The sequence below is a fragment of the Parasphingorhabdus sp. genome (genome assembly GCF_048269865.1).
Lineage (GTDB): Bacteria > Pseudomonadota > Alphaproteobacteria > Sphingomonadales > Sphingomonadaceae > Parasphingorhabdus.
The window spans coordinates 71,794-97,868 of the sequence record NZ_JBLWUA010000005.1; the positions used below are offsets into that span (position 1 = coordinate 71,794).

At 57.0% G+C, this 26,075-nt stretch carries 27 protein-coding genes; 14 read left to right on the forward strand and 13 right to left on the reverse strand.

The genetic code is table 11. From position 1 onward, the window contains the following. Positions 1-50: 50 nt before the first annotated feature. A complete protein-coding gene (locus ACN0WW_RS08120) occupies positions 51-383 on the reverse strand; it encodes a hypothetical protein (RefSeq protein ID WP_417611253.1) in 333 nt (110 codons plus the stop codon). A 90-nt stretch (positions 384-473) separates the two neighbouring features. Beyond that, a complete protein-coding gene (locus ACN0WW_RS08125) occupies positions 474-2,003 on the reverse strand; it encodes a flavin-containing monooxygenase (RefSeq protein WP_417611255.1) in 1,530 nt (509 codons plus the stop codon). Positions 2,004-2,386: 383 nt separating this feature from the next. Between ACN0WW_RS08125 and ACN0WW_RS08130 the strand changes: the two genes are divergently transcribed. From ACN0WW_RS08130 to ACN0WW_RS08140, 3 genes are read left to right on the forward strand one after another with little or no spacing between them, the layout of a single operon-like run. Continuing rightward, positions 2,387-2,755: a hypothetical protein gene (locus tag ACN0WW_RS08130; RefSeq protein WP_417611257.1), complete on the forward strand. Its 369-nt coding sequence runs from the start codon at positions 2,387-2,389 to the stop codon at positions 2,753-2,755. A 40-nt stretch (positions 2,756-2,795) separates the two neighbouring features. Next, the gene (locus ACN0WW_RS08135; RefSeq protein ID WP_417611259.1) at positions 2,796-3,419 is read left to right on the forward strand and encodes a GNAT family N-acetyltransferase; all 624 of its coding nucleotides are present in this window, start codon (positions 2,796-2,798) and stop codon (positions 3,417-3,419) included. A gap of 60 nt (positions 3,420-3,479) precedes the next feature. Then, entirely contained in the window at positions 3,480-4,547 is a 1,068-nt protein-coding gene (locus ACN0WW_RS08140; protein ID WP_417611261.1) for a tetratricopeptide repeat protein, read from the forward strand. A 115-nt stretch (positions 4,548-4,662) separates the two neighbouring features. Here the strand turns inward: ACN0WW_RS08140 and ACN0WW_RS08145 are convergent, their stop codons facing one another. After that, positions 4,663-5,328, reverse strand: coding sequence for a hypothetical protein (locus tag ACN0WW_RS08145; protein ID WP_417611263.1), 666 nt, complete (start codon positions 5,326-5,328; stop codon positions 4,663-4,665). Between the two features lie 8 nt (positions 5,329-5,336). Further along, positions 5,337-5,573 carry a DUF2188 domain-containing protein gene (locus ACN0WW_RS08150; protein ID WP_417611265.1) on the reverse strand — a complete coding sequence of 79 codons (237 nt, stop codon included), beginning with the start codon at positions 5,571-5,573 and terminating at the stop codon, positions 5,337-5,339. A 119-nt stretch (positions 5,574-5,692) separates the two neighbouring features. On the opposite strand from ACN0WW_RS08150, the gene ACN0WW_RS08155 reads away from it, so the two are divergent. The 3 genes from ACN0WW_RS08155 (at position 5,693) to ACN0WW_RS08165 (ending at position 8,199) form a co-directional block, all read left to right on the forward strand. Then, complete coding sequence (locus ACN0WW_RS08155; RefSeq protein WP_417611267.1) at positions 5,693-6,013, forward strand: helix-turn-helix domain-containing protein; 321 nt, start codon at positions 5,693-5,695, stop codon at positions 6,011-6,013. Positions 6,014-6,057: 44 nt separating this feature from the next. Continuing rightward, positions 6,058-6,861, forward strand: coding sequence for an ImmA/IrrE family metallo-endopeptidase (locus ACN0WW_RS08160; protein ID WP_417611269.1), 804 nt, complete (start codon positions 6,058-6,060; stop codon positions 6,859-6,861). A gap of 624 nt (positions 6,862-7,485) precedes the next feature. Next, complete coding sequence (locus tag ACN0WW_RS08165) at positions 7,486-8,199, forward strand: hypothetical protein (RefSeq protein WP_417611271.1); 714 nt, start codon at positions 7,486-7,488, stop codon at positions 8,197-8,199. Positions 8,200-8,702: 503 nt separating this feature from the next. Here the strand turns inward: ACN0WW_RS08165 and rimO are convergent. Further along, on the reverse strand, positions 8,703-10,082 hold the full coding sequence (gene rimO / locus ACN0WW_RS08170) for a 30S ribosomal protein S12 methylthiotransferase RimO (protein ID WP_417611273.1): 1,380 nt from the start codon (positions 10,080-10,082) through the stop codon (positions 8,703-8,705). A gap of 249 nt (positions 10,083-10,331) precedes the next feature. On the opposite strand from rimO, the gene ACN0WW_RS08175 reads away from it, so the two are divergent. Beyond that, positions 10,332-10,751, forward strand: a complete 420-nt coding sequence (locus ACN0WW_RS08175; protein WP_417611275.1) for a DUF1761 domain-containing protein — start codon at positions 10,332-10,334, stop codon at positions 10,749-10,751. Positions 10,752-10,969: 218 nt separating this feature from the next. After that, on the forward strand, positions 10,970-11,230 hold the full coding sequence (locus ACN0WW_RS08180; RefSeq protein WP_417611277.1) for a hypothetical protein: 261 nt from the start codon (positions 10,970-10,972) through the stop codon (positions 11,228-11,230). Between the two features lie 8 nt (positions 11,231-11,238). Here the strand turns inward: ACN0WW_RS08180 and ACN0WW_RS08185 are convergent, their stop codons facing one another. The 5 genes from ACN0WW_RS08185 to serS form a co-directional block, all read right to left on the reverse strand. Next, on the reverse strand, positions 11,239-11,958 hold the full coding sequence (locus ACN0WW_RS08185) for an esterase/lipase family protein (protein WP_417611279.1): 720 nt from the start codon (positions 11,956-11,958) through the stop codon (positions 11,239-11,241). A 73-nt stretch (positions 11,959-12,031) separates the two neighbouring features. Continuing rightward, entirely contained in the window at positions 12,032-13,093 is a 1,062-nt protein-coding gene (locus ACN0WW_RS08190; protein ID WP_417611281.1) for a potassium channel family protein, read from the reverse strand. Between the two features lie 7 nt (positions 13,094-13,100). Beyond that, on the reverse strand, positions 13,101-14,165 hold the full coding sequence (locus ACN0WW_RS08195) for a peptidoglycan DD-metalloendopeptidase family protein (protein ID WP_417611283.1): 1,065 nt from the start codon (positions 14,163-14,165) through the stop codon (positions 13,101-13,103). Between the two features lie 101 nt (positions 14,166-14,266). Further along, positions 14,267-15,031 carry a 5'/3'-nucleotidase SurE gene (gene surE / locus ACN0WW_RS08200; RefSeq protein WP_417611670.1) on the reverse strand — a complete coding sequence of 255 codons (765 nt, stop codon included), beginning with the start codon at positions 15,029-15,031 and terminating at the stop codon, positions 14,267-14,269. Further along, entirely contained in the window at positions 15,031-16,311 is a 1,281-nt protein-coding gene (gene serS, locus ACN0WW_RS08205) for a serine--tRNA ligase (protein WP_417611285.1), read from the reverse strand. The genes surE and serS overlap by 1 nt, the downstream gene beginning before the upstream one ends. Positions 16,312-16,520: 209 nt before the next feature. Here serS and ACN0WW_RS08210 point away from each other — a divergent pair, with 209 nt between their 5' ends. The 4 genes from ACN0WW_RS08210 to ACN0WW_RS08225 all read left to right on the forward strand — a co-directional run bounded on the left by ACN0WW_RS08210 (position 16,521) and on the right by ACN0WW_RS08225 (position 20,003). After that, on the forward strand, positions 16,521-17,069 hold the full coding sequence (locus ACN0WW_RS08210; protein WP_417611287.1) for a hypothetical protein: 549 nt from the start codon (positions 16,521-16,523) through the stop codon (positions 17,067-17,069). Between the two features lie 736 nt (positions 17,070-17,805). Beyond that, positions 17,806-18,264: an RNA polymerase-binding protein DksA gene (dksA, locus tag ACN0WW_RS08215; RefSeq protein ID WP_417611289.1), complete on the forward strand. Its 459-nt coding sequence runs from the start codon at positions 17,806-17,808 to the stop codon at positions 18,262-18,264. A gap of 199 nt (positions 18,265-18,463) precedes the next feature. Then, on the forward strand, positions 18,464-18,874 hold the full coding sequence (locus tag ACN0WW_RS08220) for a PilZ domain-containing protein (RefSeq protein WP_417611291.1): 411 nt from the start codon (positions 18,464-18,466) through the stop codon (positions 18,872-18,874). Between the two features lie 88 nt (positions 18,875-18,962). Further along, positions 18,963-20,003: a CaiB/BaiF CoA transferase family protein gene (locus tag ACN0WW_RS08225; protein WP_417611293.1), complete on the forward strand. Its 1,041-nt coding sequence runs from the start codon at positions 18,963-18,965 to the stop codon at positions 20,001-20,003. Here the strand turns inward: ACN0WW_RS08225 and ACN0WW_RS08230 are convergent. Genes ACN0WW_RS08230 through ACN0WW_RS08240 form a run of 3 tightly spaced genes read right to left on the reverse strand, consistent with a single transcriptional unit; the run spans position 19,961 to position 23,117 of the window. Then, positions 19,961-20,725: a LytR/AlgR family response regulator transcription factor gene (locus ACN0WW_RS08230; protein ID WP_417611295.1), complete on the reverse strand. Its 765-nt coding sequence runs from the start codon at positions 20,723-20,725 to the stop codon at positions 19,961-19,963. The two genes, ACN0WW_RS08225 and ACN0WW_RS08230, sit on opposite strands and share 43 nt — an antisense overlap. After that, complete coding sequence (locus tag ACN0WW_RS08235) at positions 20,725-21,900, reverse strand: sensor histidine kinase (RefSeq protein ID WP_417611297.1); 1,176 nt, start codon at positions 21,898-21,900, stop codon at positions 20,725-20,727. The genes ACN0WW_RS08230 and ACN0WW_RS08235 overlap by 1 nt, the downstream gene beginning before the upstream one ends. Next, the gene (locus ACN0WW_RS08240; protein ID WP_417611299.1) at positions 21,897-23,117 is read right to left on the reverse strand and encodes a DUF2891 domain-containing protein; all 1,221 of its coding nucleotides are present in this window, start codon (positions 23,115-23,117) and stop codon (positions 21,897-21,899) included. Before ACN0WW_RS08240 ends, ACN0WW_RS08235 begins: the two co-directional genes overlap by 4 nt. Positions 23,118-23,163: 46 nt before the next feature. Here ACN0WW_RS08240 and ACN0WW_RS08245 point away from each other — a divergent pair, with 46 nt between their 5' ends. Then, entirely contained in the window at positions 23,164-24,588 is a 1,425-nt protein-coding gene (locus tag ACN0WW_RS08245) for an MATE family efflux transporter (protein ID WP_417611301.1), read from the forward strand. A 326-nt stretch (positions 24,589-24,914) separates the two neighbouring features. Beyond that, positions 24,915-26,039, forward strand: a complete 1,125-nt coding sequence (locus ACN0WW_RS08250) for a cell wall hydrolase (protein WP_417611303.1) — start codon at positions 24,915-24,917, stop codon at positions 26,037-26,039. Positions 26,040-26,075: the final 36 nt, after the last annotated feature.

Here is a 26,075-nt window from a genome sequence, read left to right on the forward strand (position 1 = left end):
ATTGATGTCAGTTGGCAATAGAGTGGTTTTGCCCGGCCCGATATGCAGTTCTATTCACCCGTCAGCGTGAGGCGGCGAAACAGGGCGGCGTCGAGCTTTTCATCGAAACGGCAGCCGACCTCCCCATCGCGGCACCACATCGCGGTCGCGGTGATCGGGCCGCTGCCTTCGAACCGCAGCCAGACCCTGCTGTCTTGGGCGAAGACCGCCTTGCTGGCCACCCGGCATCCATAAACCGAAAGTTCGATCAATCTGGCTGTTTTGGTGGATTTCCCATCGGGCTTGATCGCGGTGCGGCGGATCTCGACCGGGTGAAGATGGTGGGCTCGCTGCTCGATCCGTGCCGACTGCACGGTACGATATTGCGAATTCAAATAGCCCATCCCTAACCCCTTATGATGATTGGGCTTAGCGACTGCCAATCAACAAAGCGTTAAGCGAGGGCGCGGGCGATCAGCCTGCCAGGGCCTGAGTCATTCTGCGGCTTCGAGCGCCGGCTCGCTATCCTCCGCGCCGTGCTGCGAATTCGGCCCGTAAAACCGCAGAACCCCGTCGTCGATCGGATCGTTCAGCAGGATATTCTTGTCGTACAGATAATCCTGATTGAGCTTCCACGGCATCTCTGTGCTGTTGCGCGGCAATTCGTGGAGCGAGCGCTGGAGATAGCCGGAGGAAAAGTCGAACAGCTCCTCCTGCTCCAGCTCCTTGCCGAGCGCCGGATTGGCGATCCGGGTCGACGTCGCGTCCATATGATTGATCACCCGGCAGACATATTCCGAAACGATATCCGCTTTCAGCGTCCAGGACGCGTTGAGATAGCCGAACACGATCGCCAGATTGGGAATGTCGGAGAACATGCAGCCCTTGTAATAATAATGATCGGGCCAGCGCACCGGCTTGCCATCGACCGAGAAAGCAACCTTGCCGGCCACCGCCAGCTTTAGCCCCGTCGCCGTGACAATTACATCAGCGTCCAGCGTCTCGCCGGATTTCAGCCTGATCCCGTTCTCCGTCACCGTCTCGATATGGCCGGTCTTCAAATCGGCCCGGCCCGCGGCGATCGCCTTGAACATGTCGCCATCCGGCACCAGGCACAGGCGCTGCTCCCACGGCCCGTAAGGCGGCGTGTAATCGTCCTTCACATATTTCTCGCCAAGCTCTCTCTTCATCGGCTTTTCAAGCTTGTCGATGACTTTCTGCGGATTGTCGCGGGCGGTGCGGAAGGTGAGATCCTGCATCTTCACATTCTTCCAGCGGGTGATGCTATAGGCCCATTTGTCGGGCAGGATCTTGCGCAGGATATTGGCGAGCCAGTCTTTCGACGGCCGCGCCGCATACCAGGTCGGCGTCCGCTGCAGCATCGTCACATGGCTGGCTTTCTCCGCCAGCACCGGCACGATCGTCACCGCGGTCGCGCCGCTGCCGATGATCACGACCTTCTTGCCGGAATAATCAAAATCCTTGGGCCAGAATTGCGGATGCACGACATCGCCCTTGAAGTCGCCGATCCCCTCGATCTTCGCATCATAGGGATTGTCATAATCATAATAGCCAGCGCCCATATAGACGAAATTGGCGTGCAGGATGGCGGTGCTGCCATCGGCCTTCTCCGCCGTCACCGTCCAGCGCGCTTCCTCGCTCGACCAGCTGGCGGACAGCACCTTGTGGCCAAAGTGGATATGGCGTTCCAGATCATGCTTCGCCTTGATCCGGTGGAGATAGTTCATGATCGACGGACCATCGGCGATCGATTTCTGCTCGGTCCACGGCTCGAAACTGAAGCCCAGAGTGTGCATGTCGCTGTCGCTGCGGATGCCGGGATATTGGAACAAGTTCCAGGTCCCGCCAATTTCCTCGCGCCGCTCGACGATGGCAAAGCTCTTGCCCGGACATTTGTCGCGCAGATGGACCGCCATGCCGATCCCCGAAATCCCCGCCCCGACGATCAGCACATCGACAGAATCCGATGCCATGGTTTGTGTTTGCGCGCTCTGTGTAGCCATGCCGTCTCTCCCAGCTTTTGCCCGGTTATGCCATCACCCGCGACCAGTTGCAATTGACAATTTAATCGAACGGTTAAGGCGCGGGCCCGAGCGCCAGCCAAGGCGGCCATAGGCAGCCGGGAGCACGAACGGATCATGCCCGAAACGGTACGCTCCTTCTTCTTCTCCCGTGAGGGAGAAGGATACGAAGCCTTATCCGCAGGATTAGGCGCAGTTGGATGAGGGCGTTCTGCATTTTGAAGCGCAACCCAGCTCCGACTAGTCAGCAAGCTGCCAAGTCTCCTCATCCCTCTCCCGCAGGGGAGAGGGGAAAATCCAGAGAGAGGTTACTTAACACCCCCGCCAAAGCGTGATAGCGCCGCGCCATCGAAAGTCTTGTCCTCTTGATCGGCCTCGCCCTCGCCGCCACTGGCCTTACGCTGATGCTGCGCAGCGATCTGCCGTTTATTCGCGGCGAGACCCGCCGCGTCCCGGCCCAGATCGTCCGCCACCAGCTCATCCGCCGCGGCGGCGCCACCCTGTATAATGCGATCCTGCTAGTCCCGGACGAGCGCGGCGGCTTCATCGAGGTCCGCGATCCCCTGACCACGCCCTTCCCGACCCCGGTGATCGGCGAGCGGCTGACCGTCGTCCATCCCAAAGGCTACCCCGGCCTGGCGCGGATCCCCTATCCATGGTTCCGCGGCGGGATCTATGCGGGGCTGGGCTATCTGCTGGTGATCTGCGTGCTCGGGCTGACCGGCCTCGGCTGAAGCCATGGCCTCCGCCCCGAACAGCGGCTAGGGTGATCCGATGACGGAAAAGCACGGCATCCCGATCACCCGCCAGGCGGCAACGCCCGCCAAAGCCGCCGCAATCCGCGCTGCCGTCGCCCGCACCACCACACTCGGCCCCGGCGGCGACTCCTCGCGCCTCGCCACGCCGGAAGATGCCGCGCGGTTACACGAATTTCTCGAGGACCCGCGGATCCACGCCGCGATCTACACCCTGCCCCGCCCGCTGACCGTGGAGTCGGTGCGCGCCTTCATCTCCGGCCACCAGAGCGAGCGCGAGTGCGGCACCGGCCTGCTGTTCCTCACTTTCGACAAAGCCGGCCGGATCAGCGGCTACAGCGACCTGTGCCTCTGGCCCGAATGGGCGGCCGGCGAGCTCGGCGGCGCGATCCACCCCGACCGCCAGGGCCAGCGCCAGGGCAGCAGCGGCGCAAAGCAGAGCTTCGCCTGGATGTTCGACCATCTCGGCCTCGACCTGATCTGCGAAACCGCCGCCCCCGACAATATCCGCACCGCCCAGCTACTCGACCATCTCGGCTTCCGCCGGATGGGCGAGATCACCAGCCAGCGCCCGGACGGCACGACCAGGCCCTCGCTGGTCTGGGAGATCACCCGGGCGGAATGGCAAAAAACGCCAGGATGACAAAGCAACCTATTTCCCTTATTCCCAGCCCGTTACCAGCCGACGAAGAAGAATAGGACCATGCCCAGACTGATTTTGATGCTTGCCCTCTCGACCCTGTTCGGAACGGCCGCTCTCGCCGCTGACGGCAAGCCCGACATTAACCAGGTCTATCAGACCCACAGCAATTGCCACATTGCCTATGATCTGCTGACCGAAGAAGTGGCCGCCGGCAAGCGCCCCTCTGACGAGGAGATCAACTGGGCCAACAGCTATGAGGCAAAAACGCTCGAGGAAGGCGCATATTGCCCGCCCCCTCCGGACCAGCTCCGCGTGCGGGCTACCGACCATGTGATCAGCACCAAGACGGGTCTGGACCGGACCATGGCTTATGCCGGAAAACAGGATGATCCGGTCGCCACCTTCGAAGCGGGCTTTGCCTTCTTCCTGGGCAAATTCGGGGAAGAATCGCGGGCGGACGGCTATCAGCTGGTTGGCATGGCAGCAGACTGGGGCGACCCCATTGCCCAATTTTCGAAAGCGGTCTGGCTGTCCACCGGGAAAATCGGCGGCCAGCGGGACAATGCCGCCGCGCTGCCGCTGCTCGAGGCCGCTGGCGAGGCCGGGCATCTGGACGCCATGTTCAACGCCGGCCTGTTCCACATGAACGGTCTCGGCACCGCCAAAGACCCGAAAAAATCCTTCTACTGGTTTCGCAAGGCCGCCGAAGCCGGGCATCTCTATGCCGCGATCATGGCGTTTGACCAGATCAACAGCGGCGCCGGCGTCAAGCAGGACTTTGACCTCGCCTACCGCCTGTCCCGCAATATTGCGCAGGCGGGCTCATCTTATGGCATGGTGATGGCCGCCTCGTCGCTGCTGCAGGGCAAGGACCCCTATGACCATCAGGATGAAATTCTCTACTGGCTGGATCAGGCCAATATCCATGGCGATGCAACGATCCGTGCCCAGGCCCAGAAAGCCCGGAGCGCCGTCATGGCCGACTTTGACCGCCACAACGCTCCGCCGCAATATGTGCCAAAGCGGCGCAAGGCCTGCCCGATGCAGAAAGTCTGCCTGGTCGACCGGTTCAGCGGTGCCCAGAGCTGCACCACCCACAAGGATTACTGGAGCGACTGCGACTATTGACCGACGCCGGAGTGGCTGAGCAGGCGGCTAGGCGCAGTTGGATTAGACGAAGACTGTGTCTTTGGTGATGATGCCATCCAGAGCGGTATCGTACAAAGTGTGGGACGCTGCCCTCTCAATCGTATTCTAGTCTCAACCTGTCCCATTCATTTAACAACCACTGGAAACGGGCTTCGAAAATGCGTTGTTCATCACCCAACATTTGGACCCGACCGATTGAGTAATTTTCGCCCCTGATTACATCTAAAATACGAAGATCATCCTCCGGAACATTAGGAAAGGTATTACGCATAATCCATAATCCTATCCGGGCAGCTTCTAATGACAAAACCGGTTCCGGACAAAAGTAAGGATACATAAAGTGCTCTTCTTCAGTTCCGTCGCGTACCGAGAGAATATTATTCACTTTAACGGTAACGTCTAACGCTTCGTTTGGATAGACACCTGACAGCGCATCCGCCGGAACGAAAGGTTCGTTGGTCCACCGACGGCGTTCATTCCACCACAAGAGAAAGCCGTCTCTGAGCCTCGGATAAAGTCTTGCCCGCCGATAATTGGTAGCGATATGTTCCTCAACATCAGTGTGAAGATCATTGGTGCCGAACACGTGGTTTTTTGCCGAATACCAAAATGGAGAATAAAAGTCTGGCCCTCCACTTTCAATACCTGAGTCTCGCGCTATCGTATTTCTAATATCTTCACGCAATTTCGATGTTCGCAACCTATCGTCAGCGTACATCAACTGAAGCAGCTTCCTGAGCGGAATGTTTCGAATGGACATAACTTTATCTAACCTGTTGGAGGATTGGGATCGTTCCCATGACTATCGCTCTGGGCAATTTTCCCATCGCGATTGTGAATTCTAAATTCAGTCTGTTGATTGCGACTAATTTGGCGGCCTTCCTTCACAGCTTCACTTTTAGTTTCATAGTGGCCGCTAGCCCGCTGACTTCCGCCACGTTTCACATCCCAACCACCTTTAGGGTTAGGTACGACGTGATGGCTTTCGGGACCTTTTTTTGGCATTTCGAATCTCCTTATCGAATTTTTCTGTTCGATATATCGAACGACGAACGCCTATTGTCAAGAACATATTTGTTCGATATATATCGAACACCATTCAAGGAGACAAAAGATTAGGAATCATGGGTAAAACGCTAGGACAAAAATTATTGGAAAGCCGAACGCGTAAAGGTCTCTCCCTCGACGAATTGGCAAAGATTGCTGAAACAAGTAAAAGTTATTTGTGGGAGTTAGAGAATCGCGACGTACGAAAACCGTCTGCCGAGAAACTTGCGAAAATAGCAGATGCACTTGGTGAATCTGCAAGTTACTTGATGGACGATAAATCAGAACCTGATGAAGCCCAAAAGCAAGAAGCGTTTTTCCGAAAATTTAGTAAATTGGACAAGAACGATCAGGCTAAGTTCCAAGAAATGATAGAAATCTGGAGTAAGGAGAAATAAGTCTTCCAAAAACTCCATCTGGATGGGCAATCCATCTGACAAAAATGTTGACTGCCTTCAATGCAGCTCACGGACTTGATCGATTCCCGATCAACGTGGGACTGGTCGCTCAGGAGTATTCAAAAAGTGTGTTTCCTGACGAACCGATTACTTTAGTAGAAGGCAAGAACTTTACGGGCAGTTTTGAAGGAGCGCTAGTCAGGAACCCTATCAAACCGAAAGAATGGGGCATTTTTTATAATTCAGGACTAAGTTCCAAAGGGCGTATAAATTTTACTTTGGCCCACGAACTAGGTCATTATTTATTGCATCGAGCTTTGGTCATAAATGAAATCTCATGCTCCAAAACCGATATGCGGGCATGGGATTCTGAATACGGAAAAATGGAGAGTGAAGCTAATGAGTTTGCCTCCTTCCTGCTGATGCCACTTGATGATTTTCGTGCGCAAACAAAGTCTTGGAAAGTGTTTAGAATTCGAGATTTCGCGGCATTAGGCACACGTTATGAATCGTCAACTACTGCTACCATCTTAAAATGGCTAGAAATCACAACTAAGAGAGCAATGGTCGTGGTTAGCAAAGACGGCTTCATTGATTGGTCGTGGAGCAGCAAGCCATTACTAAAAAGTGGCGTCTATTTTCGCGCGAAACAGGAAACCATACCAATTCCGGATAAAAGCCTGGCTGCAAAGGGGCCCTCTGAAATATCAATTGATGGCGAATGGCTTCCAGAGGGTGTCTGGGCAGATCAAGAAGAAGTTTTTGAAACTGCTTTATTCTCTGATTTTCATAACCAGACGATTTCATTGCTGATATATCCAAATACCCCGCCGGGATATCAACGGTAAAGTCTCTCTTTCCTACACAAAACCAAATAGGTTATATTCCGTCCCTTTAACAAACCACTCCCAAACCCGCCGCACCCCCTGTGCCGCGCTCGGGATGGTTGCCGGAAAGGAATATGACCAATGACCTATCAGGATGAATTTGCGCGGCGGCTGGGCCAGGCGCGGGGTGCGGCAACGGGCGAAGGCGGGGCCAGCCGTCCCTGCGAGGCGCGCAGCGACGCGGCGATCCAAGGCGGGGAACGGCGCGCTGGATTGCTTGGCGGCGCTCGCAATGACGAACCAACGGACGAGAGGGAGAGACGTCATCCTGAACTCGTTTCAGGACCCCGGGCGGCCAGACCGGAAGATGGTGGGAAGACGGACGAGGTTGAGAGTGGTGAACACGCTCCCGATACGCCCGTTCGTCTCGAGCGCAGTCGAGAGACTGGTGATGGCGCAGAGGTGTCTCGACTTCGCTCGACACGAACGGATAGGGAGACACAACCACCCTCGTGCTCCGCGCTCGACGCGGAGCCCTGTGCTCAAAACACCAACGCCCCGGCAGACGCGCAGAGCTCCGCGTCAAGCGCGGAGCACAGCCCCTCCTCCTCCCGCACCCCTCGCCACGATGGCTGGCTCCCCGAATTGCGCGTCAAATTCCTCGAGGCCCTCGCCCGCACCGGCAATGTCGGGGCCTCGGCCTATTATGTGCAGCTCAGCCGCCAGTCGGCCTATGACCTGCGCCGCCGCGACCCGGATTTTGCCCGGGCGTGGCGAGCGGCGCTGGTGCTGGCGCGCGATGTGGCGGAGGATGCGCTGCAGGAGCGGGCGATCGAGGGCATTGAGGAGCCGGTCTTCTATCACGGCGAGTGCGTGGCGACGCGGCGGCGCTATGACAGCCGGCTGCTGCTGGCGCATCTGGCGCGGCTAGACAAGATCGCCGAGGAAATCCCGGCCCAGCGCGGCGCCGCCCGTTTTGAAGACATGCTGGAGGCGATCCGCACCGGCGATGACACCGCCCCGCTGATCGCCACCCCGACCGACGAAGAACTGGCCGCAGCCGCGGCCCGCGCCGAAGCCCTGCAGCCGCCGGTGGAGGAGGATGGCGACGAATTTTACGCGGTCACCTTCCCCGACCAGGACGGCCCGCCGGACTATTACCGGATGACCCCCGAGGAAGCCGCCGAAATGGAACGCGACGTCCCCGGCCTCACCGCCATCCCCACCGGCACCCGCAACGACACGGTCGCCTCCGCCCTGCACTACGAAGAACTCGCCCGCGCCGAGCTGGCGGAAAAAGCCGCCGAGGATGACCCCTGGGTGGAGGAGGGGGACGATGCGGAAGAGTTAAGAATATGACCCTGTAAAGTTTGTCAAGAATAGGTGCTGGAAAACCGGCCCTCGTCATCCTGAACTTGTTTCAGGACCCCGTATGTCTTCCCACCATGTTCCGGTTTGGACGGCTGGGGTCCTGAAACAAGTTCAGGATGACGACTCTATACGGAAGCAGAGTGATGATGAACACATTCACCGTTCGTCTCGAGCGCAGTCGAGAGACCGGTTATGGCAACGAGGTGTCTCGACTACGCTCGACACGAACGGATATGGAGGCCTCCCGACCTCGTGCTCCGCGCTCGACGCGGAGCCCTGCGCCCAAAGCACGATGGCAGATGGCCGCGCAGGGCTCCGGATCAAGTCCGGAGCACAGGGCGTGAGGACGGGATATGAAGCGCGATAAAAATATACAAAGAATCGTCATCTATCTTGTCATCCCCGCGCAGGCGGGGATCCAGATAGAGCTGACCGTAGCAACGAAAGCGCCGGTAAACTGGATTCCCGCCTGCGCGGGAATGACCAAAGGCCTAACCGGCAACCCCAAACAGATCATGCTCATCGGCATCTTCAATCACCGCATCGACAATATCACCCACGGCCAGATCCGCGCCCACATTGCGCAAGAAAACATTGCCGTCGATCTCCGGCGCATCGGCCTCGGACCGCGCGGTCGCCCCGATATCGCCATCTTCATCCGGCTCACCGATCTCGTCGATGATCACCGGCAGCGTACGGCCGATCTTCGCCTGCAGCTTGGCGGCGCTGATCCGGGCGGTTACTTCCATGATCCGCTGGTAGCGCTCTTCCTTGACCTCTTCTGGCACCGCGCCATCGAGACGATTGGCTTCGGCCCCTTCGACAGGCTCAAAGCGGAACGCGCCGACCCGGTCGAGTTGGGCTTCCTCGAGCCAGTCGAGCAGATATTGAAAATCCGCTTCGGTCTCGCCGGGAAAGCCGACGACAAAGGTCGAGCGGATGGTGAGATCAGGGCAGATATCGCGCCACGACTTGACCCGCTGCAGCACCTTGGCCTCGTTGGCCGGGCGCTTCATCCGCTTCAGGACATTGGGCGCGGCATGCTGGAACGGGATGTCGAGATAGGGCGTGATCTTGCGCTCGGCCATCAGCGGAATCACCTTGTCGACATGCGGATAGGGATAGACATAGTGCAGCCGGCTCCAGACGCGCTGACCTTCGGGCGTCCTGAGCTCGCCCAGCGCCGCCGCCAGATCGGTCATATGGGCGCGGACCTCGCGGCCCTGCCCGGTCGGACCATTCCACACCCGCGGTTCGTGCCGGATATCGACGCCATAAGCCGACGTATCCTGGCTGATCACCAGCAGTTCCTTCGTCCCCGCCGCAACCAGCTTCTCCGCTTCGCGCAGGATCGCATCGGGACGGCGCGACACAAGGTCGCCGCGCAGGCTGGGAATGATGCAGAAGGAACAGCGATGGTTGCAGCCTTCGGAAATCTTGAGATAGCTGTAATGGCGCGGCGTCAGCTTCAGGCCGGCTTCCGGCACCAGATCGACAAAGGCACCGCGCGCCGCGGGCGCTGCCGCATAGACCGCGGTCACCACATCCTCGTATTGATGCGCGCCGGTCACGGCCAGCACATCGGGGAAGCGCTTCATGATCACATCGGCTTCATTGCCCATGCAGCCTGTGACGATCACCCGGCCATTCTCGGCCATCGCCTCGCCGATCGCCTCGAGGCTCTCTTCCTTTGCGCTGTCGAGAAAACCGCAAGTGTTGACCAGCACCACATCCGCACCGGCATAGTCCGGCGACAGGTCATAGCCGTCGCTGCGCAGCTGCGTCAGAATCCGTTCGCTGTCGACCAAAGCCTTGGGACAGCCGAGCGAAACCATGCCCACTTTGGGCGGAGAGGGAATTTGGGTAGCCATAGGGCGCGGCCTTTAGGCCTGTTTGCCCGCCGAGTCACGATCAATGTTCGGCAACCCCCGCCCCGCCTCCATACGCACCCCCCGTACCCCGGCGAAGGCCGGGGCCCATCTAGGAACCATCACCCTTGCCCCATGGCCGAAGGACGAAACACCGTACCGCCAAAGCGCCCCCCAATTGCCCAAACCGCCGGATTTGGGTACAGGAGATGGACCCCGGCGCAGACCGGGACACATTCTGGGGAGGATGCAATGAACATATTTGACGTGAACTGGCTGGCCGTCGTGCTCGCCGCGCTGGCGGGCTTTGTCGTTGGCGGCATCTGGTATGGCCCGATCATGGGCAAGAAATGGATGGGCGCGGTCGGCCTGACCGAAGAGCAGATCAGGCAGGGCAATATGGGCGCGATCTACGGCGGTGCCTTTGCCTTCAGCCTGGTCGCCTCGTGGACGCTGGCCCACACGTTCGCGACCTATGCGATGGACCTGTCGTTCGGCGTCAAGATCCTGACTGCCTTTGGCGTCGCGCTTGGCTTTATCGTGCCGGCGATTGGCACCAACTACCTGTTTTCGCAGAAAAAACCAACGCTGTTCTTCATCGATGCCGGCTATTGGCTGCTGTTCTACATCGCGATGGGCGCCGTCCACGCCTGGTTCGGACAGGCGGCATAGGCGGTGGGTCGCGGTATCATCGACTTGATTTGGCCGGGAAGTCGCCGGGGCTGCCAACAAATGGGAGGGAGAGGCAGCGCCCGACTTGCTCTATCAATGGTTCACGCGGCGAACCGTTCCCGGCCCTCGTCAAAAAAGATGCCGCGGCGATGAACGCAATCAGCTCTTCGTGCGTAAGGCTCACATCAACAGGGATGAGCGAGAGCAGGAGCAGCAGCATGGAACTGGTGGATATTTTGCGATGGACCGCCAGCATCATCGGCATGATCGCCGCGCTGATGGTCGCGCTCAACGCCGGAGCAAAAATAACCGGCTGGGGCTTTGTCCTGTTCTGCGGATCGTCGGTCGTCTGGGTGACCAGCTCGCTGCTCGATGGCAACAACCCGCTGGCCGTGCAGAATGTCGTCTTGCTCGGGATCAACCTGCTCGGCGTCTACCGCTATCTGTGGCGCAAAGAGAAACCCAAGGCGGCAGGATGAAGCGGAGGTCAGCGCCCGGCCAGGGTGTCCGCTATGATCCGCCAGACCTTGGGGTTGAAGCCCAGCCCCATATGCCCGCCGTCGACGCGGATGTTGCGGGCGTGAGCGTTGTAGATATCCTTGGCGATCTCCGGTCCGACAATCCCGTCCCGGTTGGAGTAGAGCACGGTCAGCGGCTGCCGGATACCGATGCTGTTGCGCTCGTGGACTTCGCGCTCGAACTGGTCGAGCCGAATGCTCGCCGACCGCGCAAAGCGCTTGCCCGGCGTGGTATATTTCGGGCCGCCGATGATCGGCGTACCCATGGTGATCACCTCCCGCACCAAATGCGGCGACTGGCGAGCAACCTCGCGAGCGATGATCCCGCCGAGCGACCAGCCGATCAGCGTGAACGGCTGCTCGCCATTCTCGGCGAAGCGCGCCTCGGCGACAGCGGTGAAGCGCGCGATATCCTTGTCGACCGAGCCCCGGTTGCGGCCCAGCGACCAGTCGGCGACGTCATAGTTGATACGCTTGAGAAAGGCCTCCAGCGGGCGCAGCGACAGTTCGCTACCACCATAGCCCGGGATCAGATAGACTGGCCGGCCGTCGCCGCGCGGTGCCGTAATCAGGCGCGGCCATTGCAGGCCAAAGCGCACCAGATCGAGCGGCAGAGACAGTTCACCAAGCTGCGCCGTGCGGCTCGGCGGGCTCAACCCGGTCGGCATGTCTATGGATTCGGACATCATAAGGCTCCGTCGTTCGATCGCCAGAATAGATGTTTATCTCGCAGGCGCAACATGAACCATGGAACAGGCTTGTTCAGTCCGTCTTCTTGGCATCATTCTCGGATCCGTTGCCAGGAATGATCTCGACAATGATATCGCCCGCCTCCAGCGCGGCTGCTTCGTTTTCCCAGAAGCCATAGACAGCATCGCCGCGATAGATCCGCACGCCGAGGCCAGAGCCGACCACTTCGCTCATCGCCATACCGACCTCCGCTTCGGTGACCGCCCGCTGAACCAGCTTGACCCGGCCAGTGGCGGACGCCAGATCGCTCAGATAATCGGAAATCTTGGCCCCTTCACAACTGCCGGCGAGCAACAGACCCGCGAAACTGACAGGATTGATCACGGTCGTCGCGCCCGCCTGCCGCGCCAGCAGCTCATTGTCCGCCGCCTTGATCGAGACACTGATCGGCAGATGATAGGCCAGATGGCGGGCCGTCAGCACGATGAGAATGCTCGTGTCATCACGCCCTGCCGACACAATCAGCGATCTAGCACGCGATATCTTGACGTTCATCAACGCATTGTCCCGCGTTGCATCACCGTTGATCACCGCACAGCCGAGCTTCTCAGCCTGCGACAAGGCGTCGTCCGACGAATCGATGACAACGATTTCTTCCGGGTTGGTGCCCCGCGCGAGCAGCTCCTGCACCGCTTCGCTGCCGCTGGTACCGAAGCCGGCGATCACGATATGGTTGTGCAAATTGCTTTGGATCAGTTTCATGCGCCAATTGTCCCAGGTTCGTTTGAAAACAAAATTATAGGCCGTGCCGACAAAGATTAGCACGACGAAGATCCGAATCGGAGTCACAACCAGCGCGTCAAACATCCGCGCCCGCTCGGTCACGGGCGCAATGTCGCCATATCCTGTCGTGGTGATCGAGATCATCGTGAAATAGACGACATCAAGAAAGCTGACATCGCCGTCGTAGCTGTCCTGCAGACCATTGCGGTCAAAATAATGGACCGAAACCGCCATGCCAATCAGAGCCAGAACAAACGTGACTCGCCAGGCAATGTCGGCCCAGATCGGCAGACTCGACCGACGGCGCAGGGTGAAATAGTCAGAAATCTTGCGATTGGTATTGTTTGCCATGGTCTGGTCAGCCGCGTTTCGGCAAATGGATTGTCGGATCGACCGGTTTGCGGTCTTTGCGGATTTCAAAATGCAACTGCGGCTCCTCAACGTAGCCGCTTTCACCAGCAAGACCGATGATATCGCCGGCCCTAACCTTTTGGCCACGCGTCACGTTAAGCTTGTCAGCATGGCCGTAAGCGGTCACCCAACCCGATCCGTGGTTAATCAGAATAAGACCGCCAAACACGTCGATCTCGTCACCACTATAAGCCACCACGCCGTCGGCTGATGCCCGAATGGGTGTGCCCTTCGCGACACCGATGTTGAGGCCATCATTAATTTTGCCGCCCCCCTTGCTCCCAAAACTGGACAGGACGGTGCCATCGACCGGCCACAGAAACTTTCCGGAAAAGCCGGCAGGCGTAGCAATAGTCGTATTGGGACTAATGGCTTTCCGCCAATCCGAAGGTTCTTTGGCAGAGACACCGTCAGCCAGAGCCGGCTGACTACCGGTCACGATATCGTCGATGTCGAGAGTAAAGGCAGAGGCACGTTGTTCCAAGCTAAGATTAGCGGGATCGCTTGGCGCAGCGGAAGGTAAGAGCAACTTTTGACCAACACGCAGAATATAGGGAGCCTCCAGCGCATTTAGCGTCACAATTTCACTCCACGATGCACCATAGGCACGCGCGATAGCAATACCGGTCTCGCCCGAATTGACGGTATGATAGCGCCCGCCGGTAATTTTGAGCTGCTGACCAGGATGAATGATATAAGGATCGACCAACCCGTTGGCCAAGGCGATGATCTGTGAGCCGGCACCAGTTCGGTTTGCAATGCCCCGCAACGTGTCTCCCGGCTGGACGACATAGATTCCTGATTGCACGCTTCGCGCGTTGGGAATGACCGGTGCGGCCTGCCATGTCGAAGCGGGTGCCTTGTCCGGTGCCGTACCGAGCACCAAGGGGTCGGTAACCAATTGAGGCGGCGGGGGCGGGGGCGGTGCATATTCATCACGGCCCGGCGGAATGCAGCCCGTGACCGCCAGAAGCAATGTCAGGATCGCAATATGACGGATATATGATCCCATTAACCGATTATCCCCCTTGCCGTAACGCTTTTAGCAACAAAAGCGCAGCTTGCCAGCCCCACAGCCCAAAACATAGTAAATTCGCAGAACCAGAAGGGCAATCAGGGGTAAAGCTTTATCAAACCGTCCATTGAGTCATAATGGGTTAGGTCAAGATGAAGGGGTGTGATCGAGACAAAGCCATCGGCGATCGCTTCCAGATCGGTACTGTGCGCTGGTGTTTCGACCATCGGTCCTAAGCCAAACCAATGATATTCAAAGCCACGCGGGTCCCGATTGCTGACAATCTGCAAGCGGCCATAGTCACGAATACCCTGGGAGACGACCTGCACCCCTTTGACATCGTTTGCCGGCAGTGCCGGGAAATTGATATTTACGAGCGTCCGGTGATCCATGCGCTGATTGATCAAAGGGCGAAGAACCCTCTCACCCCAATGCGCGGCAGCATCAAATGGCACGTTGGCACCAATATCCTCGCGAGCATAGGCTTGGCTGAGGGCAATGGAAGGAATCCCCGCCAAGGCGCCTTCCATGGCGGCTGAGACGGTACCGGAATAGGTGACGTCTTCGCCCAGATTGGCACCACGATTGACCCCGGATAATATCAGATCGGGCGGGTCATCCTTCATAATTTTGGCCACCGCCATCATGACACTGTCCGTTGGCGTGCCATCGACTGAATATTGCTGATCCCCTCGCTTGCGTATCCGCAGGGGCCGGGTCAGCGTCAAAGAATGCCCAGCCCCCGAATTTTCATCGGACGGTGCAACGATCCAGATGTCGTTGGAAAAATGCGATGCTATATCGAGCAGGACTTTCATACCTGGAGCATCAAAGCCATCATCATTGGTCAGCAAAATACGCATCATGCAGGCTCCAGCTTTTCTATGCCGCCCATATAGGGGCGCAACGCAGAGGGAATGCTTACCGAACCATCGGCTTGCTGATAGTTTTCGAGAACCGCGACCAATGTCCGACCGACCGCTAAGCCGGAACCGTTTAGCGTGTGGACAAACCTGGTTCCCTTTTCCTCACTCTCCGGCCGGAACCTCGCATTCATCCGCCGCGCCTGAAAGTCACCGCAATTTGAAACGCTGGAGATCTCCCGATAGGTATTCTGGCCCGGTAGCCAGACTTCCAGATCAAAGGTCTTGCGAGCGGTAGCGCCCATGTCACCCGCACATAAAAGCATTTTGCGATAGGGTAGCTCCAGTCCTTTCAGGATCGATTCTGCAGCTTGTGTCATGCGCTCATGCTCGGCATCGCTGTTATCTGGATGAACGATGGCCACCATTTCAACTTTTTCAAATTGGTGCTGACGGATCAGGCCTTTTGTATCCTTTCCAGCAGAGCCCGCTTCACTTCGGAAACACAGCGTCAGCGCTGTCAACCGGATCGGAAGCTGCGCTTCATCCAAGATCTGGCCATTTACGCTGTTGGTCAGACTTACCTCCGCGGTCGGAATCAACCAGTGACCTTCCGTGGTCTGGAACGAATCTTCAGAAAATTTGGGAAGCTGACCCGTACCAAACATCGCCTGATCGCGGACCAGCACCGGCGGCGCACATTCCTGAAAGCCGTTTACCGTGGTTTGTTGATCCAGCATATATTGTCCGATGGCGCGTTGCAGCCTCGCCATCTGACCCCGCAGGAAGGCAAAGCGAGCGCCTGACATCTCCGCTGCTGTCTCGAAATCCAGCCCCAGCGCCGGGCCGATGTCGCTATGTTCTTTCGGATCAAAATCAAATTCTCCGGGACTGCCCCATCGCTCGACTTCGACATTGTCGTCTTCATTGTCACCAGGCGGAACATCTTCGGTCGGGAGGTTCGGCAATGCCGCCAGAACATTATGCAACCGGCCAGAAACTTCACGTTCCTTTTCTTCAAGTTCAGGCAGCTTACTTTTCAGCTCGGCCACTTCAGCCATCAACGCTTGCGCTGCTTCGTTATCACCCTGTGCCTTGGCTTTGCCGATCGCCTTGGATGCTTCGTTGCGACGTGCCTGACCGTTCTGCAGCTCCGTTTTAAGCCCGCGGCTCTCTTCATCCAGATCCAGCAAATCTTTGGCAACGGGTTCCACGCCGCGTTTCGACAAAGCTGCATCAAAAACGTCAGGGTTTTCGCGAATATATTTTATATCATGCATGGCGATTGCCTATGCCGAGCGTCTGTTTCACTTGCAAGACTACAAAGAAAAAAGCGGCGGGATTGCTCCCGCCGCTTTTTTGATTTCTATCCTCGCATGGAGATTAGGCAGAAACGGCCTGTTTTGCCTTACGTCTCCGAGCAAATAGTGCCGCGGCTCCCGCGCCAAAAAGCAGCACAACTGGCGGAGCCGGAACGTCCGTCCCGCCGTTGGAACCTCCTGAACTACCGCCCGAAGAGGAGCTTGAGCTGCTGCTCGAGGAACTGGAAGAACTACTCGAGGAACTGCTGGCACCGAAGCTTGAAGACCCGCCGGTCGCCCCCGATGAGCTGCTGGAAGAACTGCTCGACGAACTGCTGGAGGAACTGCTCGACGAACCGGAGCCACCGGAAGTACCATGGTCGTCACCACCGCTCGACGAACTACTGGACGAACTGCTCGAAGAGCTGCTGGATGAGCTCGACGAAGAGGAACTGCTACCGCCTGTCGATGTGCTGGTTGATCCGCCGGTGCTCGTAACGCCACCTGTCGAGGTACTGGTCGAGCCGCCGGTGCTCGTGAAACCGCCTGTCGATGTGCTGGTAGAGCCGCCGCTGCTGGTTGAGGAAATAACCACACTTCCGCCACCGGAGCCACCGCCGCCGCCAAAGAAACCACCGAAAAAGCCGCCGCCACCGCCGCCATATCCGCCGCTACCACCAATGACTACCGGGACAGAACCGCCACCGCCATCAAGTGGCGGAGCTGGAGGAATATAGGGAGGCAAAGGTACAGGAAGAGGTTGCTGTGCCGGACTCTGCGCGATTGTGACGACCGATGGCTGGCAAGCAGTGGTCGTTTTGGTCACAGTGCGCCGCGTACGTTTGATCTTGCGAGCGGGTTCACCGCGCTTGACCACGCGGGCGCGAACCGGCTTCTTTTTCGACATCTTTTTTACATAAGGCGCAGCAGGTGCCTCTGAAACATGCACAGCACCGCCACCAATCAAGGCCCCACCGCAAGTGCAGGCGCATAATTTTGCCAAAGCCATCCGTACCGACATAATTTCATCTCTCTTCCGCTATGATCCGGGCAAAGTAAGCTAGCCGTGTTATGCCAGCCGACCTTTTCGCCGCATCGATGTGCAGCAGAAAGACAGAATAATTGGTAAATCACAATTACATTAACGCTGTTTTTCGCCCGAAAAGTGCAAAAGATGTTAACAATATCTATCGATCAAGGGTTAATGTCCCGAATTGGAACCATTACGATCGGATTCATTTCAAAATCCGAGAAAATATCGATTCTTTCGTCCCGCAAATGAGAATCGAGGTAAAGCACCGGCTTAAGCAACAAATGTCAAATCACGTTGTGCTTGCCCGATGTATTCCGATTTCCGGATTATTGGAGAGAGAGCGATATTGCGCCTTGTTTCCAGTAAGTCCGCTGGGTATAGGCCCGCCCTATATGTGGTCCAGCTCTCCGGATTCGGGTAGGGCATGATGTTTGGAGAGTATGTTGGCATCCTCAGTAAAGAACGCATCCGCAAAAAACAGCGCAGATATTGTCCTTCCGGAAGGCTATGAACCGAGCGAAGACGAAGAGTTCATGAACGAAAGACAACTCGCCTTTTTCAAACGGGCCCTGAAAAAGTGGAAACAGGAAATCATTGATGAGTCTAAGGAAACCTTGGCGCATTTGCAGGATGGCCCGATCCAGGAAGCGGACCTAAATGATCGAGCCTCTAGCGAAACAGACTGGGGCCTAGAATTACGAACGCGGGATCGCCAACGCAAACTGACATCGAAGATCGACGCGGCACTGAGAAGGATTGACGAAGGCGAATATGGCTATTGCCAGGTAACCGGCGAACCAATTTCGCTGGATCGGCTTAAAGCCAGACCGATCGCAACAATGACTGTGGAAGCACAGGAAGCGCACGAACGGAATGAAAAAATTTCGCGCGACCAGTGATGCAATTTGGTCCGGAGTGAGAAAACTTAACAGCGCGCGACCGTAGCTGCTGGCGACATTCACAAGTTCCGCGCAATTGCGCCAAATTAGGCGAATTTTGACCGGATCCTTCATAAGATAAAGTCGAAAAAATTAACCAAATTTGCACTTATTGAGCTCTATCATTCGTGTAAGAGACATGATTTTACACGGGAAGCTCATGAAAGAACCATTTGACGATAATCTGAAAATGAACAGTCAGGCTCTTGGCCATCCGAAGCGAGAGCTGGGTCGGGACAGTCTGTTTCTGAAAGCAGAATTACACATCGTGGATGGTGAGGATTGTGGCGAAGTGCGCGTCCGCAATCTGTCGGCTGGCGGGCTGATGGCGGAAGCGCCGGTGCTCACCAAGCGGGGTGACAAGGTCGAACTGGAGTTGCGGAATATCGGTCGCGTTACCGGACATGTCGCTTGGGTCGCACAGGGCAGATTTGGCGTCGCATTCGATCATCCCATTGACCCCAAGCTCGCACGAAAACCGGTCGGACAGAAAAAATCAGAATTGCCGCGCTACCTGCGCCAGCCGTCTCAAAAACCATCCAATATTCGGCGGGGCCAAACGCCGCGCTAGTCCGTCGATCAACCGCCAAAAATAAGCTTGATTAGCACACCGTCCCTGCATAGGACCGTTTAACCAGTCGATTAAACGGGAGCAGGGCATGCCAGGACCATTAGCCGGTCTAAACATTATTGAATTCGCGGGAATCGGACCCGGACCCTTTTGCGGCATGATGCTCGCCGATCAAGGTGCCACAGTAACCGTTCTGCATCGTCCAGGCCGCGCTCCGGATCCGCGTCTCGCGCTGTCTCGCTCACGCAAGTTGGTGGCGATTGACCTGAAGTCGGACGCCGGCATCAAAACGGCCCGTGACCTTGTCAAGAATGCCGACGGTCTCATTGAAGGCTTCCGCCCCGGCGTTATGGAGCGACTGGGCCTTGGACCGGATGAGTTGCTCGCCGACAATCCACAACTGGTCTATGGTCGGATGACGGGCTGGGGCCAATATGGACCGCTCGCATCCGCAGCTGGACACGATATCAACTATATTTCGATATCCGGTGCCTTGCATGCTTTCGGGCGGAAAGGCGAGAAACCGACCCCCCCGATAAACATGGTTGGCGATTTCGGCGGCGGCGGCATGATGCTGGCCTTCGGGATGGTGTCAGCCCTGTTGCATGCAAAGACCGGTGGCGCTGGTCAAGTCGTCGACTGCGCGATGACCGACGGATCAGCGGCATTGATGGCCATGATTTTCGATTTTCACAACACCGGTCAGTGGCAGGATGAGCGCGGTGTTAATTTGCTCGACACTGGCGCGCATTTCTATGACACCTACGAGACATCGGACGGCAAATTCATTTCCATCGGATCAATCGAACCGCAATTTTATGCAGAGCTGCGGCAAGTTGCGGGTCTCGCTGACGATCCGGATTTCGACGCGCAGATGGACCCCAGGCAGTGGCCCGCGCTCAAGGCCAAGCTCACGGACCTTTTCAAGACCAAGACGCGCTCCCAATGGTGCGACCTGATGGAAGGCACAGATATTTGCTTTGCTCCGGTTCTTTCGCTGACCGAGGCCAAAGAACATCCGCATAATGTTGAACGGCAAACCTTCGTGGATGTCGGCGGATTGAAGCAGCCTGCACCGGCACCGCGCTATTCGGTGACGGTCCCGGACCCGCCCAAGCGACCTGTTTGAGCGGCTGCGGTTACCCTGTCCGCATAGCTCGGGCCGATCGGCAATTTGGTGCCATCGTGCAGCAGGACGTAGCGCTTGCGCCCTTGCCTACGCACCTCCGCAATAACATCCCGCCGGACGATCATTGACCGGTGAACGCGAACAAAGCGATCATCCGGCAACTGGCTCTCCAGAGAATGCATCGATTGGTGGACCAGGTAACTGCGACCAAAAAGGTACAGCCGCATATAGTCCCGCTCTGCTTCCACCCACTCGATATCCGAAACCGCCAGCTGTAACGCCCCCGCCCCGTCCTGCACCCACAGACTCGGAACAACGTCGGGATCCGCATCGGTTGCGGCGCGCTCCAGATTGGCGATCGCCCGCTCTACGGCCTCCCGCAACAAGGACTCCTTTACCGGTTTCAAGAGATAGTCCGTCGCTTCCAGCCGAAACGCCTGAACCGCATATCTGCTATGAGCGGTTGTAAAAATGATTTCCGGTGGGCGGGCCAGATCGTGACAAAATTCCGCCACTCTCAACCCTGAAAAATCGGGCATGTCGACGTCCAGCAACAGAATGTCGGGAAGACCCTGCCTGACTTTGTCTACAGCCTGTAAACCGCTGTTTGCCAGTTCCACGTCGCCGAAAAGTCCCGTGCGTTCGCACAATGCCCGGAGCCGCGAGCGAGCGAGTGGCTCGTCATCCACAATCAGAACAGATGGCGGATTTTTTGCCGTCATCAGATATCCTCAAATATCAGAGACGGATCGGGCAAAACTATCGTTGCGACAGCCATTCCATCCTTGCTGTTGGCCAGGAATAGCGATGCATTCTGCCCATATAATGCTTTCAGACGATCTTGGATGTTGGTCAGGCCTGTACCGGTTCCGGCGGTCCTGTCATCGGCTGTTCTGGGCGGAATTCTCACTCTGCCATCATTGGCGACGCTGATTCGCAGGCGATCACCGTCAACTTTTGCAGAGATGATGATATTGAACGGTTGATCAACCCCGGCAACGCCGAATTTGACCGCATTTTCAATCAGCGGCTGGACGATTAATGACGGTATGCTCCATCCGCGGGCGTCCGGCTCGATGTCGACCAGATATTGCAACCGTTCCGGGAAGCGCATGCGCTCTATCTCAAGATAGCGGACCTGCTGATCAATTTCCTGTTCCACCGTGATCATGTCCTCGGCTCCGCCGGTCAAGACCGCCCGCATATAGTCCGCGAGATCATCGACCAGTTTTTCTGCCTGTTCGTTTTGTCGATCAATGATGAGGCTGCTGACCGAATTGAGCGCGTTAAAAACAAAGTGCGGATTGAGTTGATAACGCAATGCACGCAGTTCACTCTCCCGATTCACTCGCTCCAATTGGCGACTATGCGCCATTACACGTTGCACGTCCTGACTATGCGACAAGGCCAGATACAGAGCGCCCCAGCTGGCCAAGATGAAATAACGGGTAAACGCCTCGTCCAGGATATAGGCCCAGTCGAAAGAGGTGAAGTCGATCGGATCGAGCAAATAGTATAGATCGAACAAGGCGGCTTCATGGTTGAATACGACATGATCCAGAATTGCGATATAATTCGCCAAAATCATGGTCGGCAAGGTGAGCATGAAAATCGCCGCCGCCATGCCGTGACCGCGAACCGCGATCAGTAGACGATAAAGCAACCACGTGAAGGTGATGCAAATGCTGGTCATGATGATCCGCTGAACAAGCAGCGCGTCAGCGTTGTTCTGCGTCAAATATAATATGCGGCTGCTAACAAACAGAAAATAGGCACCCCAAACGCCGAATATCGATTTGACCGCCAGATCTCGATTAATGGGGAACAGCCGGTTGAACAAAGACGCGGTTTTTGCCCCGGTCTGTCGCGCCGGTCGATTGGCGGGGCCGGGTGTCACGAACCCGGGATGCTGGCGTTTGCGCCGATGCCCCTGCGCGTACGCCAGTAGGTAGCGAAGCTCGCCAGCCAGTGACTGCCGGAATAATGCGGGGTGCGCACGGACTCCTCACCCGAATTGCCGTGCAAGCGCGCCGAAGCGAGAAGCGACGCTCGACGTGGATCGTCAACTGGCAGGCCAGCCGCGATGCCCTCCAAGGCCCAGGCCCGAGAAAGATTGAGACCGTCCAGATGCACCAACTTTCCATCGGTTGGGTCGTTCACAATGCCGACCGCAAGCCAGTCGTCACTGCCGTCGGTCGGAATATCGGGCAGAAAATCAGACAACCAAGTCGCATATTCGCTTTCATCCATAACCCGTCGCATCAGGTCTGCCTCCATCAGACAGGGAGAAAGAAAGTCCTCTCCCGATGGCTCGTAGGCCATCGGACAATTCCGGTCCTCGCGGTGGAATTTCAGCGCCTTTTGGCGAACTAGACTGGTCATTTCGCTGTCGCCGCTGTGCTCCGCCCAATCCAGGAAGAGTCCAAAAGCAAAGGCGGATTGGTTATGTGTTCCCAGGCGGATCGGATAAGCCAATTTGGGCAACCATTGCTTGATATTGCCTACGATGACCGTCTCCAGCGGCTCCAATCTGGCAAGCCATTCCTTCGCCTGCTCGGCTTTGCCACCATCACCGGCCGCAATTTCGCGCAATTCGGTGGTTAACTGCAAGAACCACGCAACGCCATATGGACGCTCGAATGCTGCTCGGTCGGCTCCTTTGAAATATCCAATCTCTCCGGCTATTTTTTCTGTGGTAAAATTCGCAGCGAGAGCGGCAGCAATCTCTTCGTCCATCTCTGGAACCAGATCCTGACCCCAAAGCCGCGTCAGCAACCAATGGCCGTGAACCGCGCTATGCCAATCGAAACAGCCATAAAATACAGGAGTCAGTTTCACGGGCTCCGCGACATCGGCAGCACTGCTCAATACATGGCTGATCTTGTTGGGATATTGTCTGTTGATGCAATTGAGCGCGATCCGTGCATAGGCTTGATCGGCGCTGCGGGGTGTCAGCGCATGGTCAGCCGGATCGGGCGCGGTATACCGACGCTCGAAAACATCGCGCTCCGGCGACGACAACTCCGGCGAAGACGCCTCCGACTGGTCTTCTGCAACCGAACAACCCGCCAACGCCGCGATCAGTATCGCAGTCATCCCTTTTTGATAGATCATCCAACGCTCCCCATAAAAGCAATTGCAATAGAGATAAATTGACCCATTGGCAAAAGACTATAGGGCAAAGAGCTCCTCCGCCATTGCCGGTTCCGGCTGGGCGATTAGCAGTGGAACTGACAATATCGCGACGCAACCCGCCATATTTCTAACCGGCAGCCCCCTGCGGCATATTACCACGATGTCGTTGACCGCCAGCATCGGCCTGCTGACGATGTTCGTCGTCGACTTTGCCGATCTGTTTTATATCGCGCAACTTGCGGACAGTTCCCTCACGGCGGCAATGGGCTTTGCAGCGACGATTCTGTTTTTCGCGACCGCGTTCCATATCGGGCTGATGATTGCGACCAGCGCGCTTGCGGCGCGCCACATCGGTCAGGGCAATGCGGATCAGGCGCGACGCTATCTGACCAACGTCATGGTACTTAGCATGGTGCTGATCGCGCCATTGGCGGTTATATTCTTTATTTTCGCCCCCCAAATTCTCGAACTCGCGGGTGCCGGCGGGGCCGCCAATCAGGCAGCCACCGGCTATATCCGGATCTACGCACCGTTTATGCCGTTCAGTGTCACGGCGATGGTCTGCTCCGGTTTTTTGCGGGCTCATGGTGCTGCCCGGCGGGCGATGAACGTGACCCTCAGCATGGGCATCACAAACGCCATTCTCGATCCGATATTCATCTTTGGCTTTGATTGGGGAATCAACGGTGCAGCAGTCGCCAGTGCTTGCGCCGCTATGGTTTCAGCTCTGTTCGCCATCAGGCCCATTCTCCAACATTATGGCGGTTTCGAACGGTTTTCCCTGCCCAGCTTCGGGCAGGACCTGCCTCCGATCATGACGATCCTGATTCCCGCAATTCTGACCAACCTTGCCACTCCAGTCGGCGGCTTCATTTCCTATCGGTTCGTCGCGGACTATTCCGACGATGTGATTGCCGGCTTTGCGGTTGTTGGCCGCGTGGTACCGGTTGCGTTCTGCCTGATGTTCTCGCTCTCCGGTGCCATCGGACCGATCATTGGCCAGAATTTTGGCGCGTTGCAGTTCGACCGGGTGCGAACCACCATAAGACAAGCGACGATATTTGCTTTCGGCTACACGCTCATCGTCTGGCCATTTCTCTATCTTTTCAGCGGTCCGATTTGCGACGCCTTCCATTTGACCGGCGAAGGGCGTCACGTATTTTGGCTATTTTCATCCGCGTTAACCCCGCTTTTCTTTTTTAATGGCATGCTATTCATCGGCAACGCTGCTTGTAACAATCTGGGCTATCCAACTTGGTCAACCGCAATGAATTGGCTGCGCAATACGCTCGGCGTGATCCCGTTTCTCTGGCTGGGCCGCGAATATTATGGCCTCGACGGGATTGTGCTAGCACCAGCAATAGGCGGGATAATTTTCGGGATAGCCGGGTATATGATTGCCCAATATCTGGTGAATTTACAGGAGCAGCGAGCTGGCTTGGCCGGTTAACCGATCGCTTCCGGGCGTCCCATCGTGGAACAGCGCTTTTTTGCTCCGCGCGGTATCAAAGAAATTCGCCTATCTGCGGCTCAAACTGCCCGCTTGGGCCACATCAATTATCATGGAAATTTGTGCGCGTACCACCACCCTACGTCCCGCCTTTGAGCATTCACATTCCCGATTACGGGCAGAGTGATTGGGCACGAGAACCGTTAACCATAACGGACGAGCGGCCTGCGGACGGGCAAAGCAAACACGGTCAGCCCGATGCCGCGGCCGCACAGGGTCCCAGACACTGGCACTCCTTTGCAAAATTGACGGTCCGCGAACGAATATTGACCATATTTGTTCTTTTGAGCTTGATTTTGATCCCTGCAACCATGCCGCAATCACGCGTTGATGCGCAGCAGTTCAACCCCAGCGACCCACGGCTGCAGTCCGTCGAGCGAGCAGAGGAAAATTTTGCCGGTTCGGCATTTTATTTCACCGATCCTGACTATGCGATTCCGCAGAATTACGGCGGTATCGGCATCGATCCGCTTGCCAGCCCGGGAGCCGGACTGGCTGACGGTCTGTCCGACATGACTGCTGACGATGCTGATCCGGCATCTCGCGCGGATCTGTTTCGGCCCACCGCTTTTCGCGGGTCTGTATTGGACAATAGCAGGGCGTTGCAATGTCTCAACCAGGCGATCTACTACGAAGCCGGCATGGAGCCCGATGCCGGTCAACGGGCTGTTGCACAAGTGATCCTGAACCGCGTCCGCCATCCAAGCTATCCCAACACCGTCTGCGGTGTGATCTATCAGGGCAGCGAACGCGCCAGCGGTTGCCAGTTCACCTACACTTGCGACGGTTCACTGCGGCGTAAACCGTCGCGTTTCCATTGGGAACGGGCCAGGAAGGTCGCGATCGAAGCTTTGGCGGGAAAAAGCTACACGACCGTTGGCACCGCCACCCATTATCATGCAAGCTATGTGTATCCCTATTGGGCGCCAAGCCTTCGGTTCCTTGGAACGGTCGGAGCGCATCGGTTTTACAGCTGGAAGGGCAACGCCGGCAAGGCCAGTGCTTTCAATCAGCTATATCGCGGCGGCGAGCCGGTCCCGGCACCAAAGCCACGACGCTATGATCTGGCGAAAGGTGGCACACCGCCGGCTTCTCTTGACCCGATAGCCTTGGAAAAAGCTTATGAGGAAGGCCGTCGCAAAGCCGAGGCGGAAGCTGCACAATCAGAGAAAGCGGCAGCTCTCGCGGCAGACACTGCGCGCAGACATGATCGAGCCGCCCCTGCAATAGATGTCAATTCGCCCCGGTCCTATCAGGCACCCAATTACAGTGCAGAAGCGAAGGCCAAAGGTGGCGAAAAAGCCTTTGCCGGACAAAATCTTCCGGAAGTTGGACGGATCAAACCTGAATTCCGCAACAGCGGAACCTGGAAGAAAAAACCGGGAAGCTAGTCTGGAGCACAGGTTTGGCGATAGTTTCGCTGGCAA